Annotated in this window: 20 protein-coding genes; 13 read left to right on the top strand and 7 right to left on the bottom strand. The window is 69.4% G+C overall.

Annotated elements, in window-relative coordinates; genetic code table 11:
- Positions 1-391: cobalamin biosynthesis protein (locus tag EK403_RS23015; protein ID WP_245479570.1), on the bottom strand; the 391-nt coding region annotated here is incomplete at its 3' end.
- Positions 392-403: 12 nt separating this feature from the next.
- Positions 404-1,402 carry a threonine-phosphate decarboxylase CobD gene (gene cobD / locus EK403_RS07690; RefSeq protein WP_128776922.1) on the bottom strand — a complete coding sequence of 333 codons (999 nt, stop codon included), beginning with the start codon at positions 1,400-1,402 and terminating at the stop codon, positions 404-406.
- A 95-nt stretch (positions 1,403-1,497) separates the two neighbouring features.
- On the opposite strand from cobD, the gene EK403_RS07685 reads away from it, so the two are divergent.
- The gene (locus EK403_RS07685) at positions 1,498-1,983 is read left to right on the top strand and encodes a DUF1636 family protein (RefSeq protein ID WP_245479569.1); all 486 of its coding nucleotides are present in this window, start codon (positions 1,498-1,500) and stop codon (positions 1,981-1,983) included.
- Here the strand turns inward: EK403_RS07685 and EK403_RS07680 are convergent.
- Positions 1,967-3,265, bottom strand: a complete 1,299-nt coding sequence (locus tag EK403_RS07680; protein ID WP_128776921.1) for a cobyrinic acid a,c-diamide synthase CobB — start codon at positions 3,263-3,265, stop codon at positions 1,967-1,969. The genes EK403_RS07685 and EK403_RS07680 overlap by 17 nt on opposite strands.
- A complete protein-coding gene (cobA, locus tag EK403_RS07675; RefSeq protein ID WP_245479568.1) occupies positions 3,262-4,128 on the bottom strand; it encodes a uroporphyrinogen-III C-methyltransferase in 867 nt (288 codons plus the stop codon). Before cobA ends, EK403_RS07680 begins: the two co-directional genes overlap by 4 nt.
- Before the next feature lie 51 nt (positions 4,129-4,179).
- Between cobA and EK403_RS07670 the strand changes: the two genes are divergently transcribed.
- From EK403_RS07670 to EK403_RS07630, 9 genes are all read left to right on the top strand, one after another.
- Positions 4,180-4,926, top strand: a complete 747-nt coding sequence (locus tag EK403_RS07670) for a cobalt-precorrin-6A reductase (protein ID WP_245479567.1) — start codon at positions 4,180-4,182, stop codon at positions 4,924-4,926.
- A gap of 34 nt (positions 4,927-4,960) precedes the next feature.
- Entirely contained in the window at positions 4,961-6,211 is a 1,251-nt protein-coding gene (cbiE, locus tag EK403_RS07665; protein ID WP_128776918.1) for a precorrin-6y C5,15-methyltransferase (decarboxylating) subunit CbiE, read from the top strand.
- Positions 6,212-6,215: 4 nt separating this feature from the next.
- Positions 6,216-6,968, top strand: coding sequence for a precorrin-4 C(11)-methyltransferase (cobM, locus tag EK403_RS07660; RefSeq protein WP_128776917.1), 753 nt, complete (start codon positions 6,216-6,218; stop codon positions 6,966-6,968).
- A 253-nt stretch (positions 6,969-7,221) separates the two neighbouring features.
- Positions 7,222-8,046 (top strand): type I methionyl aminopeptidase, encoded by an 825-nt coding sequence (map, locus tag EK403_RS07655; RefSeq protein ID WP_128776916.1) that lies wholly within the window; start codon positions 7,222-7,224, stop codon positions 8,044-8,046.
- A gap of 280 nt (positions 8,047-8,326) precedes the next feature.
- Positions 8,327-9,070 carry a RadC family protein gene (gene radC, locus EK403_RS07650; protein WP_128776915.1) on the top strand — a complete coding sequence of 248 codons (744 nt, stop codon included), beginning with the start codon at positions 8,327-8,329 and terminating at the stop codon, positions 9,068-9,070.
- Between the two features lie 131 nt (positions 9,071-9,201).
- Entirely contained in the window at positions 9,202-10,599 is a 1,398-nt protein-coding gene (locus EK403_RS07645) for a circularly permuted type 2 ATP-grasp protein (RefSeq protein WP_128777072.1), read from the top strand.
- A gap of 4 nt (positions 10,600-10,603) precedes the next feature.
- On the top strand, positions 10,604-11,545 hold the full coding sequence (locus EK403_RS07640; RefSeq protein WP_128776914.1) for an alpha-E domain-containing protein: 942 nt from the start codon (positions 10,604-10,606) through the stop codon (positions 11,543-11,545).
- A gap of 10 nt (positions 11,546-11,555) precedes the next feature.
- Positions 11,556-12,458, top strand: a complete 903-nt coding sequence (locus EK403_RS07635) for a transglutaminase family protein (RefSeq protein ID WP_128776913.1) — start codon at positions 11,556-11,558, stop codon at positions 12,456-12,458.
- 110 nt (positions 12,459-12,568) lie between these two features.
- Positions 12,569-13,333, top strand: a complete 765-nt coding sequence (locus tag EK403_RS07630) for a proteasome-type protease (protein ID WP_128776912.1) — start codon at positions 12,569-12,571, stop codon at positions 13,331-13,333.
- A 17-nt stretch (positions 13,334-13,350) separates the two neighbouring features.
- On the opposite strand, the gene EK403_RS07625 is transcribed toward EK403_RS07630, so the two are convergent.
- From EK403_RS07625 to EK403_RS07615, 3 genes are all read right to left on the bottom strand, one after another.
- Complete coding sequence (locus EK403_RS07625) at positions 13,351-13,830, bottom strand: DUF2155 domain-containing protein (protein ID WP_128776911.1); 480 nt, start codon at positions 13,828-13,830, stop codon at positions 13,351-13,353.
- 98 nt (positions 13,831-13,928) lie between these two features.
- Positions 13,929-14,336, bottom strand: coding sequence for an NADH:ubiquinone oxidoreductase subunit NDUFA12 (locus EK403_RS07620; protein WP_206659509.1), 408 nt, complete (start codon positions 14,334-14,336; stop codon positions 13,929-13,931).
- Positions 14,337-14,435: 99 nt separating this feature from the next.
- Positions 14,436-14,846, bottom strand: a complete 411-nt coding sequence (locus EK403_RS07615) for a hypothetical protein (RefSeq protein ID WP_128776909.1) — start codon at positions 14,844-14,846, stop codon at positions 14,436-14,438.
- Here EK403_RS07615 and EK403_RS07610 point away from each other — a divergent pair.
- The 3 genes from EK403_RS07610 (at position 14,845) to EK403_RS07600 (ending at position 20,364) form a co-directional block, all read left to right on the top strand.
- On the top strand, positions 14,845-15,099 hold the full coding sequence (locus tag EK403_RS07610; RefSeq protein ID WP_128776908.1) for a hypothetical protein: 255 nt from the start codon (positions 14,845-14,847) through the stop codon (positions 15,097-15,099). The two genes, EK403_RS07615 and EK403_RS07610, sit on opposite strands and share 2 nt — an antisense overlap.
- Before the next feature lie 680 nt (positions 15,100-15,779).
- The gene (locus EK403_RS07605) at positions 15,780-19,490 is read left to right on the top strand and encodes a vitamin B12-dependent ribonucleotide reductase (protein WP_128776907.1); all 3,711 of its coding nucleotides are present in this window, start codon (positions 15,780-15,782) and stop codon (positions 19,488-19,490) included.
- A gap of 586 nt (positions 19,491-20,076) precedes the next feature.
- Positions 20,077-20,364 (top strand): GIY-YIG nuclease family protein, encoded by a 288-nt coding sequence (locus EK403_RS07600; protein WP_128776906.1) that lies wholly within the window; start codon positions 20,077-20,079, stop codon positions 20,362-20,364.
- Positions 20,365-20,497 lie beyond the last annotated feature (133 nt).

Genomic DNA, 20,497 nt, shown 5'->3' with positions numbered 1-20,497 from the left:
AGACGGCCTGCCGCGCCGCGCCGAGCCCGCCGGCCGAGAAGGCGTCACGCACCTTGCTTACATGGACGTAGAGGCTGTTCTGCGCGATCAGCACCGAGGCGATCGCGCCCTCGACAAACGCGCCGTAGGCCCAGCCGCGGAACGGCAGCGCGATCAGCCAGCCGATGGCGGCGGCGCCGATCACGAGCGCCGCGAGCGCCCAGACCCCGCGGCGGCGGCGGTCGCGCTCGTCGAGCTCCAGCCGGTTCAGCCGCGCGTCGAGCCACGCGATCGCGGCGCCGATCACCGCGACCGGATGGGCGAGCCGTCGCCACAGCCGGTCCGGATCGCCGAATGCGGCGTCAAGCGCGAGCGCGATCAGGGCGACGAGCGCCGTGTGGGCGATGTCCAAGAACTCGAATCCTCAGGCGGCCGTCTTGACCGCCGATTTGAGCGCCGCTTCGAGCCGGGCGAAGCCTTCGTCGTCGCCCGGCAGGCCGAAGCGCAGCTGGTCCGGCCGATCGTCGAACACACGGCACCAGACGCCATCGCGCGCAAGCCTTCGATGCACGTCCGAGGCGCGCGAGTGGCGCGCGGTCCGGAACAGGTCGCAGCCGCGCACCTGGTTGAAGCCGGCGCTGGTCAGGATCCGGTCGAGCCGCATGGCGTCGACGGTCAGCCGCAGCCGCGTCGTCGCTGCCCAGGCCTCGTCCGGCAGCGCCAGCTTGCCGGCCGCGAGCGCGGGACCCGAGATTGGCCACGGGCCGAGCTCGCCCGCGAGCTCGCTCACCATCTCCTCGTCTCCAGCGGCGAAGCCGAGCCTGAGGCCGGCGAGGCCGTAGAACTTCCCGAAAGAGCGCAGGACCACCATGCCGCGCGGGACCACCCGCTCGGCCATCGCGAGCTCGGGGCTGACGTCGGCGAAGGATTCGTCGACGACCAGCAGCCCGTCGCGCCTCGCGAGATCCTCGGCGAGTCGGGCCAGAACGTCGGGCTCGGTGGTGCGGCCCGTCGGGTTGTCGGGATTGACCACCACTACGACCTGCGCGCTGTCGGCGTGGCTCAGCGACCAGGCCTCGCGCACCTGATGGCCGGCGCGCGCCCAGACATAGGCGTGCTCTGCATAGGTGCGGCCGATGATCAGCACCGGGCCCCGCACGCGCAGATAGGGGAGCAGCTGTATCATCGCCTGCGCGCCCGGGCCGGCGACCACCGGCGTGTCGGGCTTCCAGCCATAGGCCGCGCGGGCGATCCCGCAGAGCTCCGCGACGTCGGCCGGGTCCGGCAGCCGGGTCAGAGCCTCGGGAGCGAAGGGCGGAAGCGGATAAGCATGGGGGTTGACGCCGGTCGACAGATCAAGCCAACCGTGCCGAGGCTGGCCGAACGCGGCCTCCGCCGCCGCGAGATCGCCGCCATGCCGCATATACGCTCCTTACCGCCCGCGCGCTCAAAAGTTGAGCAGAATTCGATCGCCGTCAACGCGTCGGTTTGTGCGGCGCGTCATGAAGGCTCCCGGCGTTGCAGAAATCTGACGGCCGCCAGCTTGTGTCCGGCAGGCTGCGCATGAGCGGCGAGACGGTTCGAAGCCGGACGACGCTGACAATCTGCCGGACCTGCCGGCCCGAGGGCGGCCCGTCCGAAGCCGAGCCGCCGGGCGCGGCGCTCGGTCGCGCGGCGGCCGAGGCGGCGCGCCGCCTCGGACCGGAAGCGGGGGTGGAGGTGCGGGCGATCCCCTGCCTGTCGGCCTGCGGCCGCGCCTGTTCCGCGTCCGTCTCGGCGCCGGAAAAGTTCTCCTATGTGATCGGCGGCCTCGCGCCGGAGGACGCGGGCGATCTCGTCGCCTTCGCACGCGCTCACGCCGAGAGCGCCGACGGCGTGCCGCCCTGGCGGGCGCGGCCCGAAAAGGTTCGCAAGAACACCGTCGCCAGGGTGCCGCCGGCGGGATGCGACCATGCGCTGGTCGAGGAGGTCCGCGAGGCCGAGGACGTCATCCCCGGTCGATGACGTGAAGGAACGACCCGGTGACGCGTCCCCGCCGGAGGCCCGAGGTCCCGCCCGATGCGAGGCGGAACAGCGGCTCGGCCGCGCCTTCGCGGACGGTGGTCGCATAGTGAAACTCGTGGGCGAGCAGCCGGTCGCCCGCCGGCCCCAAAGGCCCGGCGGCGACGAGCCTCGCGTCGCGATAGCCGAGGTGGAGCCTGCGGGTCGCGAAAGAGGTTTCGAGCGGCAGCAGTCCCAGCATCTCGTGCGCCCTCCCCTCGCCGTCGATCAGTCCCTCTCCGAGGACCATGTAGCCGCCGCACTCGCCATAGATCGCCGCGCCGCGTTTCGCCGCCGCGCGCAGACCGGCCCGGAAGTCCGCCGCCGCGGCGATACGGCCGGCGTGGAGCTCAGGATAGCCGCCCGGCAGGAAGACGGCGTCGGCCGAGCGATCGGGCGCTTGGTCGGCGAGCGGCGAGAAGAACGAGATTCCGGCGCCGGCGTCGCGCCAGCCCTCCAGAAGATGCGGATAGGCGAAGCGGAAGGCGACGTCGGAGGCGATCGCGATCCCCGCGCCAAGCGGGCGGAACGGGGCCGGCGCACCTGACGGCTTTGCGAAAGGACGCGCCGCGGCGCGGAGCGCGTCGAGGTCGACAGACGCCGCGATCAGTTCGGCGGCCTCGCGGATGCGCGCCTCGAGGCCCTCGACCTCCTCGGCCTGCACCAGCCCGAGATGGCGCGAGGGCGTGGCGAGTTGGGCGCGCCGCGGCACGGCGCCGAAGACCGTCACGCCTGCGGCCGCGCAGCCCTCCCGCGACAGCGCTTCGTGGCGCGGGCTCGCGACTCGGTTGAGGATCACCCCCGCGAACTCGACGTCCCGGTCGAAATCCCGGAAGCCGGCCGCGAGCGCGCCCGCCGATTGCGCCATGCCGGAGGCGTCGAGGACCATGACCACCGGGGCGCCGAGCGTCTTCGCCACGGAGGCCGCGCCGCCGTCGCCCTCGATCCCGGGCTCGGCCGGACGGTCGAACAGGCCCATGACGCCCTCGACGACGAGGATGTCGGCCCCCTGCCCCGCTTGCGCGGCGAGCGCGAGGATGCGGTCGCGCCGCATCGCCCAGCCGTCGAGATTGACCGACGGACGTCCGCTCGCGGCCTCGTGGAAGCGCGGGTCGATATAGTCCGGGCCGATCTTGGCGGAGCCCGCGACCAGACCGGCGTCGCGGAACGCCCTGAGCAGGCCCAGCGTCAGGATCGTCTTGCCCGAGCCGCTCGACGGCGCGGCGATCACGACGCCCGGCGTCACGCCTCCACAACCTCGGGCGCGGCCGCGGCGGCGAGCCCGAGCACCGGCGCGAGCGCGACCACGCCGCCCACCACGATGATCGCGGGCGGCGCGACGTTGTCGACGTCGAGCCGCGCCGCGAGCCGCCCGAGCGTGGTGCGCACGACCTGCTGGCGCGGCGTCGTGGCGTTCGCCACCACCGCTACGGGCTCGTCGGCGGGACGGCCCGCGTCGAGCAGCCGGTCGGCGATCACGTCCATCAGGCGGAAGCCCATATAGACGACCAGCACGGGCGAGCCCGCCGAGAGCGCGGCCCAGTCGAGCCGCTGCGACAGACCGCCGGACGCGTCATGGGCGGTGAGGAGCGTGACGGACTGGTTGACGTCGCGATGCGTCACGGGGATGCCCGCGGCCGCAAGCCCGCCAATGCCCGCCGTGACGCCCGGCGACACGCGGAAGGGCGTGCCCGAAGCGACGAGGCCCTGCGCCTCCTCGGCGCCGCGTCCGAAGACGTAGGGGTCGCCGCCCTTCAGCCGCACCACGCGTTTGCCGGCGCGTGCGGCCGTCACCAGCAACGCGGTGATCTCGGACTGTTTGGGCGACGGGCAGCCGGCCCGCTTTCCGACGAAAACCCGCTCGCAATCGCCGCGCGCAAGCCTCAAAACCTCCTCATTCACCAGCGCATCGAAGTAGATCGCGTCGGCCTGCGCCAGCGCGTGCGCCGCCTGGAGGGTGACGAGGCCGGGATCGCCCGGTCCCGCCCCCACAAGCCAGACCGCGCCTGGGGGAAATGGCGGCATGGCGCGGGCGAGCGCCGGCGGCAGGACGAGCGGCGTCGGAGACGGGGTTTCATGCGACGGCATCGGCGACATGCGGCGGACCATGGCGCGTCGAACGGCGCCGCACAATCCCGTGACAGGCGCGCCAGGCCACGCGTGCTGATCCTCGGCGGTTCGTCCGACGGTTTCGCAGCGGCGGAAGCCTTTCTGGCCGCCGGCTGCGAGGTGATCACCTCCTTCGCCGGCAGGACCGAGACGCGGCGCGCGCCGGTCGGCTTCGCGCGTGTCGGCGGCTTCGGCGGCGTCTCGGGGCTCGCGGCCTATCTTGCGGTGGAGGACATCGCGCTGGTGGTCGACGCCACTCACCCCTTCGCCGCGATCATCACCCGGAACGCGGCGGCGGCATGCGCCGAGGTCGGCGCGCCGCTGATCCATGTCGTGCGTCCGCCCTGGACGCCCGAGCCCGGCGACGACTGGCGCGTCGCCGCCGATCTCGACTCCGCGGCGAGGATGGTGCCGGTCACCGACGGACCGTGCTTCCTCACGGTCGGGCGCATGAAGATCGGGCCGTTCGCGACGCGCAGGGACGTGCGGTTCCTCATCCGCACGGTCGATCCGCCTTCGCCGCCCTTCGATCATCCCGACACGCTGCTGATCAACGACCGCGGGCCGTTCTCGCTCGACGCCGAGCGCGCGCTGTTCGACGAGCACCGGATCGGATGCCTGGTCACGGCGAACAGCGGCGGCGGGGCGGCGGCCGCGAAGCTCGTCGCCGCGCGCGAGCGGGGCGTTCCGGTCGTGGTGGTGGACCGCCCGCCTCCGCCGCAAGGCCGCGTGGTGGCGACCGTTCCGGAAGCCGTCGCGGCGGCCGAGGAGATGATCGGTCTCTCGATGGCGTGGTAGAGGTCTCGGTCCGCATCGCCGAGACCCGCAGCCCATGCCCGCCCGAACCGCCGCTGTTCCCGACCTCCGCCCTGCCCGGCCCTGGCTCACCGTCGTCGGGATCGGCGAGGACGGCTTTGAAGGTCTCGGCCCACAGGCCCGCGCGGCGCTGGCGGAGGCCGAGGTCGTGGTCGGGGGCGAGCGTCATCTGGCGCTGACGCCCGTCGAAGCGTCGCCCCGCGCCGAACGCCGCGCCTGGCCGTCACCCATGCTGCCCTTCCTCGACGTCATCGCGGGCTGGCGGGGCCGCGACGTCGTCGTGCTGGCGAGCGGCGATCCGCTGTTCTACGGCGTCGCCGCGACGCTGCTCGCGCGCGTCTCGCGGGACGAGATCGTCGTGCTGCCGGCCCTCACCTCGGTCCAGCTCGCCTGCGCCGCCATGCTGTGGCCTGCGGCCGAGATCCGTGTCGTCTCGGCCTGCGGGCGGCCCTTCGAGCGGCTGGCGCTCGAGCTTTTCGACGGCGCCCGGATCGTGCTGCTCTCCGCCGACGGGACGACGCCGGCCGCCGCCGCCGCGCTGCTCGCAGCGCATGGCTGCGGCGACAGTCGCCTGACCGTTCTGGAGCGCCTCGGCGGAACGAATGTCCGCGCCGTCCCGATGGCGGCTCGTGACGTCGGGGGCCTGACATTCGACCCGCTCAACGTCGTCGCGATCGAGGTCGTGGCCAGTTCGGAGGCGGCTCTTCTGCCTCTCACGCCGGGCCTGCCCGACGACGCCTTCGCGCATGACGGCCAGATCCCCCGCCGCGAGATCCGCGCGCTCACCCTCGCGCGGCTCGCGCCGACGCCCGGCGCCCTGCTCTGGGACATCGGCGCGGGCTCGGGCTCGATCGGGATCGAGTGGATGCGGGGCGGCGGATGCGCGATCGCGCTCGAGCCACGCCCGGACCGCGCGGCGCGGGCGCGCGAGAACGCGGCCCGGCTCGGCGTCCCCGATCTCGACCTGCGGGAGGCTGCGGCGCCCGAGGGGCTCGCGGGCCTGCCGCGGCCCGACGCCGTGTTCGTCGGCGGCGGAGCGACCGCGGAGCGCGTCCTCGACATCTGCTGGGCGGCGCTGAAGCCCGGCGGGCGGCTCGCCGCCAACGCCGTGACGCTCGAGACCGAGGGGCGGCTCGTCGCCTTCCGCGCCGTGCATGGCGGTGACCTCGTGCGCCTGCAGGCGACCTACGCCGACCCGGTCGGCCGCATGACGGGCTGGCGGCCGGCGATGCCCGTGACGCAGTTCGCCGCCGTAAAGCCGCGTTGACCCCGTGACGGTCTTCTTCATCGGCGCAGGCCCCGGCGATCCCGACCTCATCACGGTGCGGGGCCGCGACCTGATCGCCCGCTGCCCGGTCTGCCTCTACGCCGGCTCGCTGGTTCCGGCGGCCGTCGTGGCCTGCGCGCCCGGAGACGCGCGGGTCGTCGACACCGCGCCGATGTCGCTCGACGCCATCGTCGCGGAGTTCGAGGCCGCTCATGCCGCGGGCCTCGACGTCGCGCGCGTGCATTCGGGCGACCCGTCGATCTATGGCGCGACCGCCGAGCAGTTCGGGGCGCTGAAGGCGCGGAAGATCCCATTCGAGATCGTGCCCGGCGTCCCGGCCTTCGCGGCGGCGGCCGCCCGGCTCGGCGTCGAGCTCACCGTGCCGGAAGTCGCGCAGACGATCGTGCTGAGCAGGCTCGCGGGCCGCGCCTCAAAGATGCCTGAGGCCGAGACGCTCGAGGCGGTCGCGGCCTCGCGCGGCACGCTCGTCCTGCATCTCGCGGCGAAGCAGCTCGCCCGCATCGCTGACGAACTCGCGCCGCTCTACGGCGCGGACTGCCCCGTGGCGCTCGTCGCCCGCGCCACATGGCCGGACGAGGTCGTAGTTCGCGGGACGCTTGCCGACATCGTCGACAAGGCGCAGCCGTTCGGCGTCGAGCGCACGGCGCTGGTCATCGTCGGCCGCGCGCTGGACGGCGTCGCGGGCGAGACGAGCGCGCTCTACTCCGAGGCGCATGCCCGCCATCTGAAGCGATAGCACCCAGCCCTTTGGGGCGAGGTGCTGCGTGCTTCGAGACGGCCCTTTGGGCCTCCTCAGCATGAGGAGGTTTGAGGACGCCAATCGCGATCGTTCCTCATGCTGAGGAGCCGTCCGTCAGGACGGCGTCTCGAAGCACGCAGAACGCTATTGCGGTCAGCCGAGAGCAGCTCTGCGACCCTCCGCTTGGCTCGCGTGCCTCCCGCGCCTATGTTGCGGACTCTCCTTCCACCGACGCGACCCAGCCCGATCCATGACCTTCGTCGACGCCCAGACCGCGCCCCTCCGCAAGACCGGCGCGATCAAGCTGCATGGGCCGGAGGCCTTCGAGGGCATGCGCAAGGCCGGAAGGCTGGTCGCCGAGGCGCTCGACATGCTGCAGGAGCATGTCGCGCCCGGCGTGACCACGGAGCGGCTCGACCAGCTGGCGCTCGAATTCGGCATGGATCACGGCGCCCTGCCCGCCTGCCTCTATTACCGCGGCTACTCCAAGACGATCTGCACCTCGATCAACCACGTGGTCTGCCACGGCATCCCGAACGACAAGCCGTTGCGCGAGGGCGACATCGTCAATGTCGACGTGACCTACGTGCTCGACGGCTGGCACGGCGATTCGAGCCGGATGTACGCGGTCGGGGCGATCCCGCGCCGCGCCGAGCGGCTGATCGAGATCACCTACGAGTCGCTGATGCGCGGCCTCGCGGCGATCCGCCCGGGCGGGACGACCGGCGACATCGGCGCCGCGATCCAGGAGTATGCCGAGGGCGAGCGCTGCTCGGTGGTGCGAGACTTCTGCGGCCACGGCGTCGGGCGGCTGTTCCACGACGAGCCCAACATCCTGCATTACGGCCGCCGCGGCGAGGGCGTGCCGCTCAAGCCCGGCATGTTCTTCACCGTCGAGCCGATGATCAATCTCGGCCGCCCGCATGTGAAGATCCTCGGCGACGGCTGGACCGCCGTGACGCGCGACCGCTCGCTCTCCGCCCAGTTCGAGCACATGGTCGGCGTGACGGAGGACGGCTGCGAGGTGTTCACCTACTCGCCGCGCGGGCTCGAGCGGCCGGTGTTCGCGAGCTGAGGAAATCAGGCTCGCCGCGTGACGTAGAGCGGCAATCCCTGCACGGCCGTGCTGCGTGCTTCGAGACGCCGTCCTGACGGACGGCTCCTCAGCATGAGGAAGCTAGTGTCTGGCATCCTCGACGCTCCTCATGCTGAGGAGACCGCGTCTTCGCGGGCGTCTCGAAGCACGCGGCGACCGCGCCCCAAGCCCGTAACTCCGTGACCTGCAGCCCTTCGCCCCGCTTGCGTCCTGCCGCCACCCCGCGTCACCATGGCGCGAACCCGTCGGGGCCGATCGAATGCCCAAAGCCGCGCCAGCCGAAGACGCCTCTGCGTCCTTGCCGGGCTTCGCCGAGGCGAGGCCTGTCGATGAACCGCATTATCTCGGCCATCGCGCCCGGCTGAAGGCGCGGTTCCTCGAGACCGGGCCCGAGGCGCTGCCGGACTACGAGCTGCTTGAGCTGGTGCTGTTCCGCACCCTGCCCCGCGGGGACGTGAAGCCGCTCGCCAAGCAGCTGATCGCGACCTTCGGCTCCTTCGGCGGCGTGCTGGCCGCGCCGGTCGAGCGTCTGATGGAAATCAAGGGCGTCAAGGAGGCGACCGCGACCGACCTCAAGATCGTCGAGGCCGCGGCGCGCCGCGTCGCCAAGGGCGCGATCGGCAAGCGGACCGTGCTGTCCTCCTGGTCGGCGCTGATCGACTATTGTCGCACCGCGATGGCGTTCGACGACCGCGAACGCTTCCGCATCCTGTTCCTCGACAAGAAGAACGCGCTGATCGCCGACGAGGTGCAGCAGACCGGAACCGTCGACCACACGCCGGTCTATCCGCGCGAGGTGGTGCGCCGCGCACTGGAACTCCGGGCGACGGCGCTGATCCTGGTGCACAACCATCCGTCGGGCGACCCGACGCCGAGCCGCGCCGACATCGACATGACCCGCACCATCGTAGAGGTGGCCAAACCCCTCGGGATCGAGGTCCATGATCATGTGATCGTCGGTCGCGACGGCCATGCCAGCTTCCGGGCGCTCAGGCTGATCTGACGCTGCGCGAGGCGCCCGGCGCCGGAAAAACGGGCGCCGCGCCTCTTTCCACCGGCTGCGCGTGGATTAGCATCTCTATTTGGAACAGCCGTCAGGAGTCGCATCGCTTGCCCTCGCCCGCCTTCGACGAGATGACGCTTCAAGACGGCTCGATCCGGCAGGCGTATGGCGAACTCGCCGACTGGATTGCAGCGGCGCCCCCGGACCTGCTCGACTACCGCGTGCGGGAGGCGGAGCTCCTGTTTCGCCGGATCGGCATCACCTTCGCGGTCTATGGCGACCAGCAGGCGCAGGAGCGCCTGATCCCCTTCGACATCATCCCACGGATCCTCACGGCCGCGGAATGGAAGCTGCTGAGCGAGGGCCTGGAGCAGCGCGTCAAGGCGCTGAACCTCTACATCGCCGACGTCTACGGCAAGCGCGAGATCCTGAAGGCCGGGATCGTGCCCCACGAGCTCGTGTTCCAGAACGCCGCCTTCCGGCCGGAGATGGCGGGCAAGTCGCCGCCGCACGATCTCTGGGTGCACATCGCCGGGATCGACATCGTCAGGGTCGACGCCGACACCTTCTATGTGCTCGAGGACAACGCCCGCACCCCTTCCGGCGTGTCCTACATGCTCGAGAACCGCGAGGTGATGATCCGGCTGTTCCCGGAGCTGTTCTCGCGGCACCGCGTCGCCCCGGTCGAGAAATATCCCGACGAGCTGCTGGCGACGCTGCGCTCGCTCGCGCCGCGCTCGGCGCCGTCAGATCCCGCCGTCGTGCTGCTGACGCCGGGCGTCTACAACTCGGCCTATTACGAGCACTCGTTTCTGGCCGACAAGCTCGGCATCGAGCTCGTCGAAGGCCGCGATCTCTTCGTGCGCGACGAAGTCGTCTACATGCGCACGACCGAGGGGCCGAAGCGCGTCGACGTGATCTACCGCCGCGTCGACGACGAATGGCTCGACCCGCTGGTGTTCCGGCCGGACTCCGCGCTCGGCGTGCCGGGTCTGATGAGCGCCTACCACGCCGGCAACGTCACGCTCACCAACGCGATCGGAACCGGCGTCGCCGACGACAAGGCGATCTACAGCTACATGCCGGACATCATCCGCTTCTATCTCGGCGCCGAGCCGCTGCTGAAGAACGTGCCGACCTATCGCTGCCGCGAGCCCGAGGCGCTGGCCTACGTCCTCGACCACATCGAGGAGCTGGTGGTGAAGGAGGTGCACGGCTCGGGCGGCTACGGCATGCTGGTCGGGCCCCACGCCACCAAGGAGCAGGTCGAGCTGTTCCGCGCCAAGCTGAGGGCCTCGCCTGGCGGCTTCATCGCGCAGCCCACGCTCGCGCTCTCGACCTGCCCGACCTACGTCGATTCCGGCGTTTCGCCGCGCCATGTCGACCTGCGCCCCTTCGTGCTCACCGGCTCGGACGGCGTGCGGATCGTCCCCGGCGGCCTGACCCGCGTCGCCATGAAGGAAGGCTCGCTGGTCGTGAACTCCAGCCAGGGCGGCGGCACGAAGGACACCTGGGTGCTCGACGGATGACGCGATGCTGAGCCGCACGGCCGACAATCTGTTCTGGCTGTCGCGCTATGTCGAGCGCGCGGAGGCGCTTGCGCGCATCCTGGAGGCGACCCAGCGGCTCGCCTCGCTGCCGGCCGCCTATGGCGGCAAGACCAACGAATGGGAGAGCGCCGTCCAGACCGCGGGCGTCGCCGAGGCGTTCTTCGACAAGCACGAGGAGGCGAACCACGAGACCGTGGTCGCCTATCTCGCCTTCGACCGCGACAACCCCTCCTCGATCCTGAACTGCTTCGAGACCGCCCGCCACAACGCCCGCTCAGTGCGCACCGCCCTCACCATGGAGATGTGGGACGCGATCAACGGCGCCTGGATCGAGCTTCGCAGGACCGCCGACCGTAAGCTCGAGGGCGAGGAGCTCACCCGGTTCCTGAGCTGGGTGAAGGAGATCAGCCTGCGCTTCGACGGCTCCGCCTCCCGCACGATGCTGCGCAACGACATCTACGACTTCTCGCGTCTCGGCATGCTGCTCGAGCGCGCCGACAACACCGCGCGCATCCTCGACGTGAAGTACCACCTGCTCCTGCCCGAGGAGGGCGGGGTCGGCGGCGGCCTCGACTACTACCAGTGGTCGGCGATCCTGCGGGCGGTCTCGGCGATGACGAGCTATCACTGGGTCTACCGCGAGAGCCTCAAGCCCTGGCTGATCGCCGACCTGCTGATCCTCAACGACCAGATGCCGCGCTCGCTCGCGGCCTGCTATGGCGAGCTCGTTCGTCACCTCGACGCGCTCGCCCGCTCCTATGGCCGTCAGGGACAGGCCCAGCGGATGGCGCGGGCCTCGCGGGTGAGGCTCGAGAACGCCGACATCCGCGAAATCTTCCAGACGGGGCTGCACGAGTTCATCACCGGCTTCCTCTCGGACAACAACCGCCTGGGTCTTGCGATCCACGAGCAGTACCTCGCCTGAGGGGCTCGGCATGCGGCTCAAGATTCGCCACGAGACGATCTATACCTTCGAGACGCCGGCCTCCGCCGTCATCCAGACGCTTCGCGTGACGCCGCGCGGCCATGAGGGCCAGCACGTCGTGCATTGGCGGCTCGACGTCGATCACAATTGCCGGCTGCGCCAGAGCGAGGACGCATTCGGAAACTACACCCATGTCTTCGCCTCCGAGGGCCATATCGAGCGGCTGACCGTCCTGGTCGAAGGCGAAGTCGACACGCAGGACACGGGCGGCGTGGTGCGCGGCGCCGTGGAGCGGTTTCCGCCCGCGCTTTATCTCCGCGAGACCGACCTGACGGCGCCCGACCTCGACATCGCGGCCTTCGCGCTGGAGGCCGAGGCCGCCGGAAAGGGCGACAGGCTCGGCACGCTCCACGCGCTGCTCAGCGGGGTGCACGAGCGGATGACTTTCGAGGCCGGACCGACCGACAGCGCCACGACCGCGGCGCAGGCCTTCGGCATGAAGCGCGGCGTCTGCCAGGACCTCACCCACGTCTTCCTTGCCGCGTCGCGGCGGCTGAATATCCCGGCCCGCTATGTCGGCGGCTATGTCCGCCGCGAGCCGGCGGCGCTCGACGGCGCCGGCATGACCCAGTCCATCGATGCGGACGGCATGAGGCAGTCCCTGGCCGGGCCGACCGAGGAGAGCGCCGGCCATGCCTGGGCCGAAGCCTTCGTGCCGGACCTCGGCTGGGTCGGATTCGACCCCGCCAACTGCGTCTGCGCCACCGAAGCGCATGTCCGCGTCGCGATCGGGCTCGACTATCTGTCGGCCGCGCCAGTCCGCGGCACGCGCTATGGCGGCGGAGGCGAGACCCTCGAAGTCAACGTCTCGGTGGAGGACGCGCGCGCCAAGCGCGCCTTCCGCAGGGCATAGGGTTCAACCCGCGATCGGCGCCTTTCTTTCGTGCACGGCGCTTCGATGCGCATTGCCTGCGATCGGCAGGACTTGCTAGCTTCGCGCCCCTCTGGGTTCGGGGCTTTTCGATGACCTATTGCGTCGGCATCCTTGTCCGTGACGGGCTCGTCATGATCGCGGACACGCGCACCAATGCCGGCATCGACAACATCGCGATCTTCCGCAAGCTCAAGATCCAGTCGGAAAAGGGCCGTCGCACGCTCGCCATCGCGACCTCGGGCAACCTCTCGGTCAGCCAGTCCGTGATCTCGATGCTGGCCGAGGGCGTCGAGAATCAGGAGACCGGCGAGCTCGAGACGCTCGATAGCCAGCCCACGATGTTCAAGGCCGCCCAGCTCGTCGGCCGCGCCGTTCGCGAAGTCTGGCGGATCGACGGCGCGAGCCTCGAACAGATGACCGCGCGGTTCGACGTCCAGATGCTGTTTGGCGGCCAGGTGGCGGGCGGGCGGCTGCGGATGTTCATGGTCTACGCCGCCGGCAACTTCATCGAAGTGACGCCCGACACTCCCTACTTCCAGATCGGCGAGCACAAATACGGCAAGCCGATTCTCGACCGCGCGGTGACCTACGAGACCGACCTCTACGACGCGCTGAAGATCGGCCTGATCTCGATGGACTCGACCATGCGGTCGAACCTCGGCGTCGGCCCGCCCATCGACGTGCTGGTGCTCAGGAAGGACGCGCTGACGCCGGAGCTCGATTTCCGCATCGAGCCCAACGACCGATATTTCCTCGATCTGCGGGAGCGCTGGTCCAAGGCGCTGCGCGACGCCCATATGCAGATCCCCCGCCCGCCCTACGGGGCGAACGTGCCGGGAGACATCAAGGGGTGATGGTTCGGCCGCTCGGCCTATTCGCCGAGCGTCGGCCCCTGCGGCGCTTCCGGTCGCGCGCCGCCTTTGCAGTCGATCAGCCAGACGTCGTAGATCGGGTGCTCGACGGCCGTCAGGCCCGGGCTCGACGCGAACATCCAGCCCGAAAAAATCTTGCGCTGCTCGTTGGTCAGCGTGATTTCCTCAACATCGACATAAGACGTCGTGTTGGGCTGTTCGGTCGGCGGCCGCGTGTAGCAGACATGCGGCGTGACCTTGAGCGCCCCGAAGGTCGCGACCTTGTCGATCGGCGCGTCGAACTCGGTGATGCGTCCGGTGATCTTGTCGAGGCCGTTGAACACCGCGACCGGGTTGGTGATCCGCGGCGTCGGCGCCACGACCTCGGGCCGCGCCGATTTCGGCTTCGGGTCCATGGTCGAGGTGCCGGGGTTCTGGGCGAGCGCCGGAAACGCGAATGCCGGCGCGAGAGCGGCGATCAGGGACAGGCGGACCAGCACGGCGGGCTTTGGGACCTCAAGCGGCAGGCGGGGGCGGCGCTGACGCCGACGTGGCGAAGAGACCCGCCAATTGCGGCTCCCTCGCGGCGGCTTCGGCGTCAGTCCGCCGGCGACCAGGCCTTGTAGTCGCCGGTGGCGGCCGGCCGCTGGCGCGTCGAGAGCGCCGAGCCCTTCGGGCGGTAGGCGTCGACCGTGCCGGTGCGGTTCTCGCGATGCGGCTTCTCCCACTCGCGCGGCTCATAGTTCTCGTTCGCGGGCGGCGCGTTGACGGTGTGGTGCATCCAGCCGTGCCAGCCGGCGGGAATCGCCGAGGCCTCGGCGTAGCCCGCATAGATCACCCAGCGCCGCTCGGTCCCGAAGGCCGCGTTCTTCTCCGGATCGTTGGGCAGCCGGTAGTAGCGGTTGCCGAACTCGTCCTCGCCCACGAACTCGCCGTCCCTCAGCGCGAAGCGGGTGCCGATGGTGGAGCCGTTCCACCAGGTGAAGATGTCGGTGAGCACGCTCATCAGGGACATGTGGGTCGAAGTCCGACGGAGGAGGTCGCGGACCGGTATCGGCCCGCGGGCTGCGATTGTCCAGCCCACGGGCCCCGGCTCCCGGCGTCCTCAGTCGTCGTAGATCCCCTCGAGCAGGATGATGCCCGTGCCCTGGTCGAAGGATGTGCGCCCGGTCTCGCCGTCGGCGAGCGGCGGGGCGAACAGCTGGCTGCCATTGTCGCCCGCGCTGTAGACGAAGCCGATCTTGGTCGCGAGCACCGCCATCCGGTCGCCCTGCCGGATCGGCAGATTGACCGGGAACTCCTCGATGTCGAAGCGCGAGCGCCTGCAATGTCGGCTGTCGCCCTGATAATTGATTGTCGGACCAGTGCGGACGTCGGTCGCCTCGCCGGCCTCGTTCAGCCGTACGAGCTGCAGCACGAAGCTGCCGGGGAAGCACGCGATCAGCCGCACCTTGGCCAGCGTTCCGTCCTTCGGCGCCAGGACGGCGCTGTTCGGCCGATTCCGGGCGATCGTCATGACCGCGCTGCAGATCTGTCCACGGTTGTCTTCCTTGCAGAAGACGCCCTTGCCCGCGTTCGCGGGCTGGGTCGTCGCCGTCAGCCGCGAGCCGAACGAAGTCTGTGCCTCCGCCTGCCCCGAAACCGCGACCATGAACCCGAACGCCAACGCTCCCAATGTTTTTCGAGCCGCCATCGCGCCCTCCTCTCGTGCCGCGCGCCCTCGCGCGCAGACCACAGCCTCGGCCCGCGTGAAAGCGGGCGACAAGTAAACTAGAAACGATCCGGGAGATCTGATCATCCTGCATTTGGACGATAAGCTCGCTTCATTGAAGCGAAGCGTGGCGATGAACGAGGAGTGATCCCAATTCACTTGTTGTTATGGCACGCGTTATTGTCAGGTGATCATCGGCGACAGGAGCGCTTCGCTTCCAAAGCCCGCGCGCAGCTTTCCATCCTGCTGCGCGTCGGGCGTTCGCTGGGCTCGGCCTGAGCAGCGGCCGCAATCCCCGAAGTTGTCCACACCCGCTCGGGCAGGTCCGGCACGGCCGCGAGACGCTGGATTCGGAGCCGCGACGGAGACCGTGCGACGCCGCCATCAACCTTTGATTCACGGCTTGGTGCCCACTATATCTAGTGGGCGATATTCACCGGCTTCACGAGGGATAGCGCCTGCCCGTGGAAAAGAGTGATTCCGGACTCGACGTTCGGTCAAGACTCGCTTTACCTTCCGGGCTCGTCGCGGGGCCGTCCAAACGTCCCGAAGCGAGCGCGACGCTCAAACCGAACGACATCGCTGGAAGGCCCGGTCGGCCTTCTCGACACGCCTTCGCATGCACTGCGCGGGAGCGCCCGCGCGCGTCCTGAAGGCGGCACATGTTTTGCCGGTCCAGCACCGGCCCGGAACCGCGGGGGGCGGCTTCCGCGTCAGATTTGGAGCTTGGGGACGATCATGCGCATCGAACGCCGCTACACCAAAGCCGGCCAGTCCCCTTATGCGGAGATCGCGTTCCGCAAGGCGACGAGCGAGATCCGCAATCCGGACGGCTCGGTGGTGTTTCGCGCGGCCGACATCGACGTGCCGGAGGCCTGGAGCCAGGTCGCGGCCGACATCCTTGCGCAGAAATATTTCCGCAAGGCCGGCGTCCCCGCGCGGCTGAGGCCGGTCGAGGAGAACACCGTCCCGTCCTGGCTCTGGCGCCACGAGGCCGACGAGGAAGCCCTTGTCCAGCTCCCCGAGCAGGAGCGCTATGTCGGCGAGGACGACGCGCGCCAGGTGTTCACCCGGCTCGCCGGAACCTGGACCTATTGGGGCTGGTGCGAGGGCTATTTCGACGGCGAGGAGGACGCCCGCGCGTTCTTCGACGAGCTCTGCTACATGCTCGCGACCCAGAAGGCCGCGCCCAACAGCCCGCAGTGGTTCAACACCGGGCTGCACTGGGCCTACGGGATCGACGGGCCGAGCCAGGGCCATTTCTACGCCGACCACAGGACCGGCGAGGTGCGCCCCTCCGCGTCGTCCTATGAACGGCCGCAGCCGCACGCCTGCTTCATCCAGGGCGTCTCGGACGATCTGGTGAACGAGGGCGGCATCATGGACCTGTGGGTCCGCGAGGCGCGCCTGTTCAAATATGGCTCCGGCACGGGTTCGAACTTCAGCCAGCTCCGCGGCGAAGGCGAAAAGCTCTCGGGCGGCGGGCGCTCGTCGGGCCTGATGTCGTTCCTCAAGATCGGCGACCGCGCGGCCGGCGCCATCAAGTCGGGCGGCACCACGCGGCGCGCCGCCAAGATGGTGGTGGTCGACGCCGACCACCCGGACATCCAGACCTACGTCTCCTGGAAGGTGAAGGAGGAGCAGAAGGTCGCGGCGCTCGTCACCGGCTCCAAGGTGGTCAAGCGCCACCTCAAGGCGATCCTCAAGGCCTGCGTGAACTGCGAGGGTTCGGGCTCCGACTGCTGCGACCCGGAGAAGAACCCGGCGCTGAAGCGCGAGGTGAAGCTCGCCCGCAAGTCCCAGGTCTTCGACGCGCTGATCAAGCGCGTGCTGCAGATGGCCGCGCAGGGCGAAGAGGACATCGACCTCGAGACCTTCACCACCGACTGGGACGGCGAGGCCTATCTCACGGTCGCGGGCCAGAACTCCAACAATTCGGTGCGCGTCACCGACGATTTCCTGCGCGCCGTCGAGACCGACGGCGAATGGAACCTGATCGGCCGCACGACCGGCAAAGTCACCAAGACGCTCAAGGCCCGCGGCCTCTGGGACCAGATCTCCTACGCGGCCTGGGCCTGCGCCGATCCCGGCATCCAGTACCACACCACCGTCAATGACTGGCACACCTGCCCGGCCTCGGGGCCGATCCGCGCCTCGAACCCGTGTTCGGAATACATGTTCCTCGACGACACGGCCTGCAATCTGGCGTCGCTCAACCTCCTGCAGTTCCGGCGCGCCGACAAGACGTTCGACGTCGAGGCCTACGCCCATGCCTGCCGTCTCTGGACGGTGGTGCTCGAGATCTCGGTGCTGATGGCGCAGTTTCCCTCTCGCCAGATCGCCGCTTTGTCTTGGAAGTTCCGCACGCTCGGCCTCGGCTACGCCAATATCGGCGGCCTGCTGATGTCGTCCGGGATCGCCTATGACTCACCCCACGCCCGCGCGCTCTGCGGCGCGCTGTCGGCGCTGATGACCGGCGTCGCCTACGCGACCTCGGCCGAGATGGCGGGCGAACTCGGCGCCTTCGACGGTTATCCGGAGAACCGCGAGCACATGCTGCGCGTGATCCGCAACCACGCCCGGGCCGCGCGCGGCGAGGCCGCCGGCTACGAGGCGCTCTCCACCCTGCCCGTTCCGCTCGATGTCGCGGCGCTGCCGGGCTCCGAGGTCGTGACGGCCGCGCAGGAGGCCTGGTCCCGCGCGCTCTCGCTCGGAGAGCTCAACGGCTTCCGCAACGCCCAGGTCTCGGTCGTGGCCCCCACCGGCACGATCGGCCTGGTGATGGACTGCGACACGACCGGCATCGAGCCCGACTTCGCGCTGGTGAAGTTCAAGAAGCTCGCGGGCGGCGGCTATTTCAAGATCATCAACCGGGCTGTCCCGGAGGCGCTGCGCGCGCTCGGTTACGCCGAGCACCAGATCGCCGAGATCGAGGCCTATGCGGTCGGCCACGGCTCGATGCGCCAGGCGCCGGGCGTCAACCCCGTGACGCTGCGCGCCAAGGGCTTTTCGGACGAGGCGATCGAGACGCTGGAGGGCTCAGCCAAGTCGGCCTTCGACATCAAGTTCATCTTCAACAAATGGACGCTGGGCGAGGCCTTCCTGACGCAGGGCTTGAAGGTCCCGGCGGAGAAGCTCGACGACCCGGCCTTCGACCTGCTCGCCCATCTCGGCTTCTCGAAGGCCGAGATCGAGGCCGCCAACACCCATGTATGCGGCGCGATGACGGTCGAGGGCGCGCCGCATCTGCGGCCCGAGCATTACCCGGTGTTCGACTGCGCGAACCCCTGCGGCCGCACGGGCAAGCGGTTCCTCTCGGTCGAGAGCCACATCCGCATGATGGCGGCGGCGCAGCCCTTCATCTCGGGCGCGATCTCCAAGACCATCAACATGCCGAACGACGCGACCATCGAGGACTGCTCGGAGGCCTACAAGCTGAGCTGGAAGCTCGCGCTGAAGGCCAACGCCCTCTATCGCGACGGCTCGAAGCTCTCCCAGCCGCTCTCGGCGCAGCTCATCGCCGAGGACGCGGAGGAGGACGACGCCGTCGAGGCGCTGGTGGCGCAGCCCGCCGCGGCGCGCACGGCCCAGGTCATCGAGAAGATCGTCGAGCGCGTCCAGCTGGTGCGCGAGCGCGAAAAACTGCCGAACCGCCGCCGCGGCTACACCCAGAAGGCGATCGTCGGCGGCCACAAGATCTATCTCAAGACCGGCGAATATGACGACGGCCGGCTCGGCGAGATCTTCCTCGACATGCACAAGGAAGGCGCGGCCTTCCGCTCGGTCATGAACAATTTCGCGATCGCGGTCTCGCTCGGCCTGCAATATGGCGTGCCGCTCGAGGAATATGTCGAGGCCTTCACCTTCACGCGCTTCGAGCCGAACGGCTTCGTGCAGGGCAACGACACGATCAAGAACGCGACCTCGATCCTCGACTACGTGTTCCGCGAGCTCGCGATCTCCTACCTGTCGCGCTACGACCTCGCGCATGTCGACCCAAGCGACATGACCCCGGACTCGATCGGAACCGGCGTCGCGCAGGACAAGGCCCCGCCCGCCCCCGTCTCGAAGGGACTGGTGCGCGGCCGCCAGCTGACGGCGGTCCCGTCCCCGTCCGGCGAGCCCAAATCTTCAGGCCCGACCGGCTCGGCCGCCTCCTCCAACGTCACGGCGATCGGCGGCCGCCCTGCGACCTCCGCTATGTCGAGCGGCGCGGCCACGGCCCTGAAGCGCGAGCCCCGCGTCGAGACGCCCGCCCTCGGCCACCTCGCCTGGGAGGCCCCGAAGGAGCCCGCGCCCGTGGCGAAGTCCGCCGACGCCCGCCGCGCCGAGGCGAGGCTCAAGGGCTATGAGGGCGAGAACTGCTCGGAATGCGGGAACTTCACCATGGTGCGGAACGGCACGTGCTTGAAGTGCGACACGTGCGGAAGCACGAGCGGGTGTAGCTGAAGGGGAACGCGAGGAACGACGCCCCGCTGCTCAGCTCGAAGAGCCTTGCAGAGACATGCAGAGATGTGCTATAGATACTGCATAGCCTGCTGCGAGGAGGGATGCTGTGAGCAAAGTCGTAGTTCCCCCATTCGGGAAGTTCGTAGACGCGTTGAGGAAGGCTGGTGTCCAAACTGGCAGCGCCCGAGGCTTTTGGGGCGGAGTGACGCCAGAAGGAGAGATCGTTGTGACTGCATGGCTCGATGCTCATGCAGGACCAGGGCGATTTTTGATTTGGCGTCCCCGCACAAACCATGGCGGCCTGAAGACCCAGTGGGAGGTCGGAAACATTCGGGTAGGCACTGAGGTAAAACTCATCGTCCTTCAACAGAGAGGTAGCGTCGGACACGGTGAAGAAGGCCGCGTGGTGGGAGGCGCGGCGTTGATGCCGGGTACTTACAGAGTCACCGAGATTGTTGAGGACGGTAAGTGGGACGCGATCGTTGAAGCTGTATAAATTTTGCTATCGGTCTATAGTAGCTATACGATGTAATGCCGCTCAGCGCGGGGGCATGACGGCGGGGCGAAGGCGCCGCATCATCAACCCATGGGCGGCTGGGTCTACATCCTCGCGAGCGGGCCGGGCGGGACGCTTTATGTCGGCGTCACCAGCGACTTGGTGCGCCGTGTCTTCGAGCACCGCACCGACGCCGTCCCCGGCTTCACGAAGCGCTACGGCGTGAAGGACCTCGTCTATTTCGAGCGGCACGAGACCATCATGGCGGCGATCCAGCGCGAGAAGAACATCAAGCACTGGCCGCGCGAGTGGAAGATCGACCTGATCGTCTCGATGAACCCATACTGGCGCGACCTCTTCGACGAGATCGCCTGTTGACGTGCGAAGCCGTCGGTGCCGCCCTCCCCCGTCATCGCCGGGCTCGACCCGGCGATCCATCGGGCGCGGACGCGCCCGGCGCGATGGATTGCATGTTGCGTGGTCTGTCCCTTGTGGTGGGATGGGGACGCCG

This window comes from Hansschlegelia zhihuaiae (assembly GCF_004103825.1).
In the GTDB taxonomy this organism is placed as follows: Bacteria; Pseudomonadota; Alphaproteobacteria; order Rhizobiales; family Methylopilaceae; genus Methylopila; species Methylopila zhihuaiae.
This window is presented reverse-complemented; position numbering and strand designations above follow the sequence as displayed.